This is a genomic window from Longimicrobium sp., from assembly GCF_036388275.1.
Lineage (GTDB): Bacteria > Gemmatimonadota > Gemmatimonadetes > Longimicrobiales > Longimicrobiaceae > Longimicrobium.
This window is the reverse complement of the sequence record NZ_DASVSF010000002.1, coordinates 367,058-377,431: the sequence shown is the minus strand read 5'-3', so window position 1 is coordinate 377,431 and position 10,374 is coordinate 367,058. Positions and strand designations below refer to the sequence as shown.

Sequence of the window (10,374 nt, the reverse complement as noted above, 5' to 3'; positions counted from 1 at the left end):
CGGAGGTTAACGTAAGCCCGTACGTGAGAGCGATGCAATCCCGATCTATTGAACTTCTGAATGCTGGACGATGTGGTCCAGCAGGCCGGCGGTGGCGCGTTCCACGATGTCGTGCACGTCCTCGAAGCCGCGGGGGCCGCCGTAGTACGGATCGGGCACGTCGCCGTGGCCCGGATCGGGATCCCAGTCGCGCAGCCGCCCAACGGTGGCCGTCCCGGGCGAGCGCTCGCGCAGAAGCTGGATGCCTTGCATGTTCTCGGCATCCATCGCGATCACGTAGTCGAAGCGGCGCAAGTCGGCCGCGACCAGCTGGCGGCTGCTTCCGGACAGCTCGATGCCGCGGCGCTTCGCCGTCTCGGTGCTGCGGCGGTCGGGCGCCGCGCCGCGATGGTAGCCGGACGTCCCCGCCGAGTCAATCACGAACCGGTCCTCCAGCCCACGTTCGCGCGCCCTATGCCGGAACACCGCCTCGGCCAGCGGCGACCGGCAGATGTTGCCCATGCAGACGAACAGCACGCGGATGCGCTCGTCGCGGGTGCCCGGCAGGTGCAGTTCCGACTGTTCGGACATCAGTCCGGGGGCGGAATGGTCAGGCGCTGGCCGGTGCGCACCTGGTCGGATTCCAGGTCGTTGGCGTCGATGATGTCCTGGCGCGTAACCCCGTAGCGCCGGGCGATTCCGAAGAGCGTTTCGCCCGGCGCCACCGTGTGCGTGCGGGTGGCGGGACGGGTGGGCCGCGATCCGGTGCGGTTCGGGGTCCGGGATGCGGCCGGAGTCTGCGGCTGCGCCGCCGCGCCTTGCGTCGAGCCGGATGCACGCGAGTCGCGGGCCGTCGCCGGAAGCCGAAGCACCTCGCCGACTTCCACGCTCTCCCAGTCTACATCGGGGTTCATCGCGCGTAGCTGCGCCGCCGTTACGCCGTACCGCCGCGCGATGCCGAAAAAGGTTTCTCCCGCCGCGACGGTGTGCGTGGTGCGTCGCGGGGCTGGTGTGGAGCCCTGCGCGGGGCGGTTGGGCGTGGTCGTGCCGGAGCCAGCCGTCGTGCGGCCGCTGGCGGGAGTCGTCGCCGACGTGCGCCGCGAGGCCGTGTCGCGCGGGGCGTTGCGGCCGGTTCTGGACGCGGTGTCGCGTGATGCGGTCCGCGTCCGGGAGGCCGTGTCACGCGATGCCGTGCGGCTCCCAGCCGAAGCCGTGTCGCGCCGCGCGGTCTGGCCCGTGGTGGTGCGGTTCGTCCCAGTCTGCGCCGTGCCTGTGCGCCGCGTAGAAGTGGTGTCGCGCGATGCAGTGCGGCTTCCAGTCGAAGCTGTGTCACGCCGAGCGGTCTGGCCGGTGCTGGTCCGCGTTGTCCCGCTCTGTCCCGTGCCCGTGCGCCGGGTGGCTGCGGTGTCACGCGACGCGGTGCGGCCCGAGCCCGTGCGCGCGGTGTCGCGAGTTGACGCGCGCCGAGACGCCGCCGTGTCGCTGGATGCCACGCGCGGCGCGGGAGCCGTTTCCAGCCACACGATCTCGCCCCGGGGTGGCCGGGGCGCTACCTGGCCGCTCGCCTCTACGGAGAACGGACCGCGCCCGCCGTCGCGAGAGAACGGCCCGGGACGCGGCACGCTGTCCGCCGCCGCCTCGTCTCCATCCGCCGCGTCCGCGTCGGTGGAGTCGGGCGGGGCGGGCTCGGCAAAGCGGATGGTGTCGCGCGGGGGGCGGCGGTTGGGCGTGCCCTGCGCCGCCGCCTCGGGGGCGGCGAACGCAAGGGCCAGGACGAGCAGGGCGATGCGGCGCATGGGGTCAGGCCTGGGTGGGCTCCGCCGCCGCCTGCTCGCGGCGGTGCTTGATCCATTCGAGAATCGGCGGAACGAGCGAGACGAGGATGATGCCGATCACCACGTACTCGAAGTTGTGCTTCACGGCGGGGATGTTCCCGAAGAAGTACCCCGCGAACAGGAACGAGGTGATCCAGATCACGCCGCCGATGATGTTGAACGACAGGAAGCGCGGGTAATCCATCCGCGAAGCACCCGCCACGAACGGCGCGTACGTCCGCACGATGGGAATGAAGCGCGCCAGGATGATGGTCTTTCCGCCGTACTTGGCGTAGAACTTCTCCGTCCGGCGTAGATATTCCAGCTTCATCACCCGTGCGTCTTCCTTGAACACTCGTAGCCCCACCGCCCTGCCGATCTGGTAGTTGACGGTGTCGCCCAGCACGGCCGCCACCATCAGCACCAGCCACAGGATGATGATACTGAGCGCCTGCTCGCCGGGCTGGTTGTTGGCCGCCGCGGTGATGGCGCCCGCCGCGAACAGCAGCGAGTCGCCGGGCAGGAACGGCGTCACCACCAGCCCGGTTTCGCAGAAGATGATCAGAAAGAGGATCGCGTACGTCCACGCGCCGTACTGGCGAAGCATGTCCGCCAGGTGCACGTCGAGGTGACGAAAGTAGTCGAACGCCTGTTGAAGGAACTCCATTCCCAGCCGCCGTTCAGGTGAGTGCCGCAACGGTATACCCGCCGCGACGCCGAATGGTATCGGAGGCGGGGAGGGGATTCAAGGATCGTGCTTGATTCAGCTTCAACTCAGGTGTCCCTGCGCCCGACCACGAGCGTGAACTCGACTTCTCCTCTCCCCCGTGCAGTTTACGGGGGAGAGGCCGGGAGAGGGGGACGGCCGCGGCATGCGCCAGGTCCGGTCGAAGCGCGTCGACGACCCTGTCGCCCCGTTGCCCTGACCCGCGGCGGCCCCTAACCTGTCGCTATGAGCGAGCACGGACTTCCCACGCTGTCGGCCGACGAGCACCAGCGATACAGCCGCCACCTGATCCTGCCCGAGGTGGGCCCGCAGGGGCAGCGGCGGCTGAAGGCCGGGCGCGTGCTGCTGGTGGGCGCCGGCGGCTTGGGATCACCCGCGGCCATGTACCTGGGGGCGGCGGGAGTCGGCACGCTGGGCATCGTGGAGTTCGACGTGGTGGATGCCAGCAACCTGCAGCGGCAGGTGATCCACGGAACGTCCGACATCGGCCGCCCGAAGCTGGATTCCGCGCGCGACCGCATCGCCGAGATCAATCCCCACGTAGTCGTGGAGCCCCATCCCGTGCGGCTGACGTCGCAGAACGCGCGGGAGATCATCCGGCGCTACGACGTGGTGATCGACGGCACCGACAACTTCCCCACGCGCTACCTGGTGAACGACGCCTGCGTGCTGGAGAAGAAGCCGTACGTCTACGGCTCCATCCTTCGCTGGGAGGGGCAGGCGTCGGTGTTCGCGGCCGAGGGCGGCCCCTGCTACCGCTGCCTGTTCGCCGAGCCGCCCCCGCCCGGCATGGTCCCCAACTGCGCCGAAGCCGGCGTGTTCGGCGTGCTGCCGGGCATCGTGGGATGCGTGCAGGCGCTGGAGGCCCTGAAGCTGCTGCTGGGCGCCGGCGACACGATGGTGGGCCGGCTGCTGCTGTTCGACGCGCTGCGGATGAGGTTCCGCGAGATGCGCCTGCGCCGCGACCCGGCGTGCCCCGTGTGCGGCGACAACCCGACCGTCCACGAGCTGATCGATTACGAGCGCTTCTGCGGATACGAGCCGCCGGGCGCCCAACCGGAGAACGACATGTTCGGCGTGCCCGAAATCACCCCGTCGGAGCTGAAGGAACGGCTGGACCGGGGAGACAAGCTGACGATCATCGACGTCCGCGAGCCCCACGAGTGGGAGATCGGCAACCTGGAGCCGCAGGGCGCGCGGCTGATCCCCATGGGCGAGGTTCCCGAGCGGATGGACGAGATCAGCGCGGACGACGAGGTGGTACTGCAGTGCCGCTCCGGTGGGCGCAGCGCGCAGGTCCTGCACTTTCTGCGTGCGCAGGGCTACGAGCGGCTGCTGAATCTAAAGGGCGGCATCCTGGCGTGGTCTGACGAAGTGGACCCCAGCATTCCGAAGTACTGAGGGGAAGTGCGTGAGTGCGTGAGTCGGCGCGATGTCATCCCGATGGAGCGGCCCCGGCCAACCCGACGTCCCGCCAATGTTCGCAGCGACTGAGGGATCCGCCACACATCGCGGGCGCGCCTATCGGTCCTCCTCACACGAGAACAGGCCAGTCCGCGAAGGCGGACTTCGTGTGGTTGTTGCAGCGAATTCATTCGCCCGACAAAGCCGAGGTCTCCGCCATGACAGCGGTCTGACGCGCCGGTGCAGGTCCGAAACCATTCGCCCCCGGGCGATCACAACATCCCGATGAATCGATGTCGCAGCCGGACCCGCAGGCCCAATCCATCGCCCTTCCCACCGCCGAGGACGTGCGCGACGCCGCCAACCGCCTGCGCGGCGTAGCCCATCACACGCCCGTGATGACCTCGCGGACGCTGAACGAACGGCTGGGTGCGCACGTGTTCTTCAAGTGCGAAAACCTTCAGCGTGGCGGCGCGTTCAAGTTCCGGGGCGCCTACAACGCGGTATCCAAGCTCTCGAACGACGAGCGCGCGCGGGGGGTGCTGGCGTACTCGTCGGGCAACCACGCGCAGGCGGTGGCTCTCACCGGCCGCATCCTGGACGTGCGCACCGTCATCGTGATGCCCGACGACGCGCCTGCCGCCAAGATCGAGGGCACCCGCGGCTACGGCGCCGAGGTGATCCTGTACGACAAGGAAACCACCTCGCGCGAAGAGCTGGCGGCCCAGCTTCAGCAGGAGCGCGGGATGACCCTCGTTCCCCCGTACGACCACGCCGACGTGATCGCCGGCCAAGGCACGGCCGCGCTGGAACTGATGGAAGAGGCGCCGGACCTGGGCGTCGTCATCACCCCCTGCGGCGGCGGGGGGCTGCTGAGCGGATCCGCGCTGGCTGCCCGCTCACTGCGGCCGGGCATCCGCGTGGTGGGGGTGGAGCCGGAGCTGGCGGACGATGCAACGCGCTCGTTCCGCACCGGCACCCTGCAGTCCGTCCGCAACCCGCCCACGATCGCCGACGGGCTGCGCACGCCCTCGCTGGGCCGGCTGACGTTTCCGCTGGTGCGCGAGCACGTCACCGAGATGCGCACGGTGAGCGAGGAGGCCATGGTCGAGGCCATGCGCTTCCTGTGGACGCGGATGAAGCTGGTGGTGGAGCCCTCCGGTGCCGTCCCCCTCGCCGCGCTGATGTCGGATCCGGATGCCTTCCGCGGCGAGCGCATCGGCGTGGTGATCAGCGGCGGAAACGTGGACCTGGCGAACGCCTGCGCGCTGCTGGCCTAGCGGTGCAGAAGGCTGTCCGTCGCGCCGGTCCCACCGTGGCCGCTACTCGCCGCGCCGCGAGGTCGGGACGCACCACTTCCACACGCAGCTGACGCGGCAGACGGGTTCGGGAAGCGAATGAAAACGAAGGCCACGGGGCGGGTACCCGAAGCCCTCGTAAAATCGTCAACTCATCCGGCCCGGGCGTCGACTCGGGGTCGACGCCGTCCCGTTCTCACCAGCAAGCTTGGCCGCCGCAGTTCGAGTACTGAGCCGTGCCGCAGGGGTCGTTGCTGTTGCACGCGCAGTCCGTGTAGTTGCACGTCCAGTCGCAGGTGTCACCACAAGTTCCATTGCACGACGCGTCGCAGGTGCCGTTGCACGACGCGTCGCAGGTGGGGCAGCCCGGGCACGTGCAGTTGGTGTAGCAGGTGCACTGCTCGCCGAACACGGTGCCGGCCTTCGCGGCGGGCCTGGTGGTGTCGAACGAATCGACAGCCAGTTGGTCCAGGTTCAGCTTGAGCTTGGTACGCATGGGGTTCTCCATCGGTAAGAGCGAGGAAAAACACCGACGGGCGGAGGCGTGGCGCCCCCGCCCGTTAACACTCAGTAGCAGATCTCGTTGCAGTTGGTCTGGAACGCGGTTATCCGCAGTAGTAGCGAATGCAGGTGTCGTAGGTGTCGTTGCAGACGCAGGTGTTTTCGTAGTAGGTGCCGTTGCACGACGCGTCGCAGGTTCCGTTACACGACGCATCGCAGGTTCCGTTACACGACGCATCGCAGGTGGGACAGCCCGGGCACGTGCAGTTGGTGTAGCAGGTGCACTGCTCGCCGAACACCGTGCCGGTCTTCGCCTCGTTCTTCGTGGTGTCGAACGAATCGACGGTGAGCTCGTCCAGGTTCAGCTTGAGCTTGGTACGCATGGGGCCCTCCCGGGGCGGTGGGAAAATGTCGGCCTCGCGTTCGCGAGATCCGACGAGAACGGCAACGCGTAGCGCAGCCGCAGCACACAAGCTCAACTCGTAACCCGACAGCAGTGCGCGCCCGCAAGGAATGGGAAGGCGTAAATGGCACGCACGATACGGCAATTCTCCTGGGCGGCAGCCACTCGGCTGTGATCGGCTTCGGAGATTTGGCTGTTTTCGTTATGACGCAAAACGTGTTCCTTGTCAGCGCCACCAGAACCATTCGCGCGCAGCAAAACGGGGCCGGCGGATGATCCGCCGGCCCTGCGTGGTTCCCCTCCGCGCTCGGTACTTTAGGCGGCGGCTTCGACTGGCTTCCTGGCGCCGAGGAGTTCCTGGGCCACGATGTAGCCCGATCCGCCGTTTACGCCGTGCCCCGGCCAGGTGGCGGCGCCCAGCATCAGCACGTTGGGCACCACGGTGCGATGGCTGGGCTGGCCGGCCAGCGGGCGGAACAGGTAGCTCTGCGCCACGTCGTGCGAGCCGCCGTACGGGTCGCCCGGGCCGGCGTTGGGGCTGAAGGCCGCGATGTCGCCGGGAGAGATCACGTGCATTCCCAGGATGGCGCCGGGCACGTTCGGAAGGTGGCGGCCCACGATGTCCACCAGCCGGTCGGCGTAGCGGCGCTTCAGGTCGTCGGTCCAGGTGCCGTCGCCCACGTCGATGGTCCCCGCCGCGTCGCCCTTGGGCCGGTTGGGAATTTCGAGCACCTGGATGCGCAGGATGGACTTGCCCTCCGGCGCCCGCGACGGGTCCAGGTTGGTGGGGCAGTCGATGGAGACCGTGGGGTTCGCGGGCAGGTAGCCGTTCAGCGCCTGCGTCACGTGCTCGGCGGTGGCGCCCATGCCGCGCGTCAGGTGCGGCTGACCCGTTCGGGCCATCCGCTCGTCGGCCCAGCGCGGGGCCTCGGAAAGGGCCAGCTGAATCTGCACGCAGCCGCGCCCGTAGCGGTACTTGCCCGCCTGGCGGACCAGCGGCGCGGGAACGTCGGCGCCCTCCAGCAGCTTCAGGTACAGCTGGTCGGGGTTTACCGATGCGACCACGGTGCGCGCGTGGATCTCCTCACCGTGGGCGGTCAGCACGCCGGACGCGCGGCCGTTCCTGACCAGGATGCGCTCCACCGGGGTGCCGGACCGCACCACGCCGCCGCGGTCCTCGATCAGCTTGACGAGCGACTTGGCTAGCATCTCCGAGCCGCCGACGGGAATGGCCATGCCGCCGCCCATCAGGGCCATCAGCGTCAGCGGCACCCAGAACCCGCCGTTGGCGCCATCGGGCGTGCGGCCCAGGTGCATCACCCAGGGCGCCACCATCGCGTGAAAGACGTCGGAGCGAAAGCGGCCCTCCAGCACGTCGCGCGCGCTGGTGAAGAAGTCGGCGGCGAACTCGGTGAAGCCGGGGCCATCAGGGTTCACCATCAGCCGGCGGATGGTTTTGCGCGCGTCGTCCGAGGCCAGGTCCTGGTTGAACAGCCCGAACACGTCACCGGCGTGCGCGCCGAACTCCTGCATCATGGTGGCGAACGCGGCCCCGTCGCCGGGCGCCAGGCGCTCGCACTCCGCCACCGCCTCCCCGAAGTCCACCGGGAACAGGGCCGTGCGCCCGTCCTCCATCGACACGCCCGTGGGGTACGCCGTGTTGACGTAGCGCAGCCCGCGCTCCTGCAGCTCGGGGCCCAGGTCGGCGTACGCCGCGCCGGTCAGGAACAGCGGGTGCGCGGCGGAAAACGTGTCGTGCTTGAAGCCGGGAAGCGTCAGCTCGTCGGTGCGCACCAGCCCGCCGGGACGGTCGTTGCGCTCCAGCACCAGCACGCTCTGCCCGGCGCGGGCAAGGTAGGCCGCGGCGACCAGCGCGTTGTGGCCGCTACCAATGAAGACGGCGTCAAATTTATTCATGGTGTGCCTCAGCGATCGTCTTGGGTTGGGTCGTGGATCGTCCTCGGCGGTGGGGAAGGCAACGGGCATTCCGGGCGGGAGCAGCGGCGGGCAGGAAGCTAAGTCGTTGCGGCACAACGATGGGGCGCGGAAGGAACTTCGGAGTGGTGTGTGGCGCCGTGGCCGCATGCGGGACATGCGTTCCACGGCACCCTACGACGCCAAGGGCGTGCAATGGGTCACACGCACCATTCACGGGACCAGCGCCATCTCTCGTGTTGAATGTGTCTGCAGCGGAGGAGGGTCCGCGGACGAGCGCGAAAGCTCGTCCGCGGGACCGGATGAGATCAGCGGATGCGGAGCGGGGTGACGGCGGTGGAGCTATCCACGTGGATCACCGCGTCGAACTGCTTCGACATCACCGCGTTGAAGTAGTGGCTCTGCCGCTCGGTGCGCGGCGCGTAGATCACGCCCACCGCCCGCTCCAGCCGCGGCTCGCCGAGCACGCGGCTCAGCTCCTCGCGCCCGCGGAAGGTCAGCAGGAACGCGGGCAGGCCGGTACGGTGGAAAAGGCCGGAGTAGCTTTCCGGCAGCGCGGGGTTCAGCCGGCGCAGGCGGCCGGGCGCGTCCCACTCCTCCGCCGCCAGCACCGTTCCGGCGTACGTGGTGAAGCCCACCAGGAACGAGCGCTCCGCATACGCCTGCCGCATCAGCTGGCCCACGTTCAGCTCGCCCCCGGAGCCCATTTCCGTCATCCGTGCATCGCCGCTGTGCGTGTTGTGCGCCCAGACCACCACCTTGGGCGTCTTGCCCTGCGCCTCCAGGTGGGTGACGATGGACTCCAGCGTCTGCGCCATGTGCCGGTCGCGCTGGTTCCACGAGGTGGGTCCGCCCTCGAACATCACGCGGTAGTACTCTTCGGCGTTCCGCACGACGCGCGCGTGCTGCATGGCCGAGAACAGCTCGTCGTCGGCGCGCGTGTCGGCGCCCACGTGCGGGTGGGCCTGGTAGCGCTCCTCCATCTCCGCCGCCTGCGCGACGGCCTGCTCGCGGCACAGGGGCCGGCCGGCGGTGTTGGCGGCCATCCCGTACTCCTGGGGGTTCGGCCGATGGCGCGAGAAGCACGCGTAGCGCTGCCGGGCGCGCGCCGCCGCGGCCGGGTCCGTCCGCGACAGGAAGGAGACCACCGAGTCGGCGGACTCGTAGAAGCTGTAGACGTCCAGGCCGTAGAACGACACCCGCTGGGCCGCGGGCTGGGCCTGGTTGTGGGTGCGCAGCCAGCCGGCCAGGTCGCGGATGTCGGTGTTGGCCCACATCCACTGCGGAAAGCCGGAGGTGAAGCCCACCAGCGCCTGCTCGGGCGTAGCCGCGCCCGGCTCGCCATGGATGAAGCGGTCCACGCGCATGGCGTCGGGCCACTCGCCCTCGATGGCGACGGCGGTGAACCCCTTGTCGCGGATCAGCCGCTGGGTGATGCGGGCGCGCTCGCGGTAGAACTCGTGGGTGCCGTGCGTGGCTTCGCCCAGCAGCACGAAGCGCGCGTCGCCTACCTGCGCGATCAAGGCGTCGTAGTCCGTTTCCGCGCCGGTGAGGGGGATGGCCGCCGCGCGGACGATCTCCACCGCACCGTCCACGTCGCCCGGCCGCGGAGCCGCATCCGCCACGGCCTGCCCCCCGCCGGAGTTGGCGCAGGCCCCCAGCAGCGCCATCCCCAGCGCCGTCATCGCCCGTTCCAAACGATTCGACCGCATTGCAAACGCCTCCACTCCAAGGGTTTAGGAGTGGAGGCGAAGGCAGGCCGCGTACCAGCGCGGGAGCAGCGAAGGACTGCTCCGGGCGATCAATCCATCGGGGAGAATTCCACAGCGAACGTGTTGGACACCGTCTCGTGGAATCGGTTGGAATCTCGGCTTTCGGTCGCGCGGACGCGGATGCGGTAGCTGCCGGGCTCGCCCACGCTCACCACCGAGCGAACCGAGTCTCCGGGCTGCACCTCCAGGGGGCCGCTCGTGTTGATGGCCTGGCAGAGGCTGCCGCCGCCGTACGCCTGGCGCCAATCGCCCCCTTCACGCCGGTCGACGGCCACGATCACCGCGCCGCAGTGCGGAAGGTAGATGGGCTCGTCGCCCTCGTTCTTCACGATGAACCCGACCAGGCTGACGGAGCTGATGGGTTTCGCGACGTACTCCTCCTGGTCGGTGCGCACCTTCAGCTCGGGCTCGCTCGAGCTGAACGGCGAACTGCAGGCGGCCAGGAGGATGAACGGCAGCGCGGACAGAATTCTTTTCATAGGTCGATCTCCAAGGGTCACGTTCCGGGGGGGCAGGGATACAAACGAACGAGCGCCCCGGG

At 69.0% G+C, this 10,374-nt stretch carries 11 protein-coding genes; 3 read left to right on the top strand and 8 right to left on the bottom strand.

The genetic code is table 11. The annotated features are described in order from the left end of the window. Positions 1–45: 45 nt before the first annotated feature. From VF632_RS01680 to VF632_RS01670, 3 genes are read right to left on the bottom strand one after another with little or no spacing between them, the layout of a single operon-like run. The gene (locus VF632_RS01680) at positions 46–570 is read right to left on the bottom strand and encodes a low molecular weight protein-tyrosine-phosphatase (RefSeq protein WP_331021104.1); all 525 of its coding nucleotides are present in this window, start codon (positions 568–570) and stop codon (positions 46–48) included. Beyond that, complete coding sequence (locus VF632_RS01675) at positions 570–1,775, bottom strand: LysM peptidoglycan-binding domain-containing protein (protein WP_331021103.1); 1,206 nt, start codon at positions 1,773–1,775, stop codon at positions 570–572. Before VF632_RS01675 ends, VF632_RS01680 begins: the two co-directional genes overlap by 1 nt. Positions 1,776–1,779: 4 nt before the next feature. Next, on the bottom strand, positions 1,780–2,460 hold the full coding sequence (locus tag VF632_RS01670) for a DedA family protein (RefSeq protein WP_331021102.1): 681 nt from the start codon (positions 2,458–2,460) through the stop codon (positions 1,780–1,782). A gap of 285 nt (positions 2,461–2,745) precedes the next feature. On the opposite strand from VF632_RS01670, the gene moeB reads away from it, so the two are divergent. Both moeB and VF632_RS01660 read left to right on the top strand, forming a co-directional pair. After that, the gene (moeB, locus tag VF632_RS01665; RefSeq protein WP_331021101.1) at positions 2,746–3,921 is read left to right on the top strand and encodes a molybdopterin-synthase adenylyltransferase MoeB; all 1,176 of its coding nucleotides are present in this window, start codon (positions 2,746–2,748) and stop codon (positions 3,919–3,921) included. Between the two features lie 296 nt (positions 3,922–4,217). Further along, entirely contained in the window at positions 4,218–5,204 is a 987-nt protein-coding gene (locus VF632_RS01660; RefSeq protein ID WP_331021100.1) for a threo-3-hydroxy-L-aspartate ammonia-lyase, read from the top strand. A 214-nt stretch (positions 5,205–5,418) separates the two neighbouring features. On the opposite strand, the gene VF632_RS01655 is transcribed toward VF632_RS01660, so the two are convergent. Further along, positions 5,419–5,718 carry a hypothetical protein gene (locus VF632_RS01655; protein WP_331021099.1) on the bottom strand — a complete coding sequence of 100 codons (300 nt, stop codon included), beginning with the start codon at positions 5,716–5,718 and terminating at the stop codon, positions 5,419–5,421. Between the two features lie 109 nt (positions 5,719–5,827). Continuing rightward, positions 5,828–6,106, bottom strand: coding sequence for a hypothetical protein (locus tag VF632_RS01650; RefSeq protein ID WP_331021098.1), 279 nt, complete (start codon positions 6,104–6,106; stop codon positions 5,828–5,830). A gap of 113 nt (positions 6,107–6,219) precedes the next feature. Between VF632_RS01650 and VF632_RS01645 the strand changes: the two genes are divergently transcribed. Further along, the gene (locus tag VF632_RS01645; protein ID WP_331021097.1) at positions 6,220–6,402 is read left to right on the top strand and encodes a hypothetical protein; all 183 of its coding nucleotides are present in this window, start codon (positions 6,220–6,222) and stop codon (positions 6,400–6,402) included. Between the two features lie 39 nt (positions 6,403–6,441). Here the strand turns inward: VF632_RS01645 and VF632_RS01640 are convergent, their stop codons facing one another. The 3 genes from VF632_RS01640 to VF632_RS01630 form a co-directional block, all read right to left on the bottom strand. Further along, a complete protein-coding gene (locus VF632_RS01640) occupies positions 6,442–8,043 on the bottom strand; it encodes an NAD(P)/FAD-dependent oxidoreductase (protein WP_331021096.1) in 1,602 nt (533 codons plus the stop codon). Between the two features lie 326 nt (positions 8,044–8,369). After that, on the bottom strand, positions 8,370–9,773 hold the full coding sequence (locus VF632_RS01635; RefSeq protein ID WP_331021095.1) for an erythromycin esterase family protein: 1,404 nt from the start codon (positions 9,771–9,773) through the stop codon (positions 8,370–8,372). An 89-nt stretch (positions 9,774–9,862) separates the two neighbouring features. Continuing rightward, the gene (locus VF632_RS01630) at positions 9,863–10,312 is read right to left on the bottom strand and encodes a hypothetical protein (RefSeq protein ID WP_331021094.1); all 450 of its coding nucleotides are present in this window, start codon (positions 10,310–10,312) and stop codon (positions 9,863–9,865) included. Positions 10,313–10,374 lie beyond the last annotated feature (62 nt).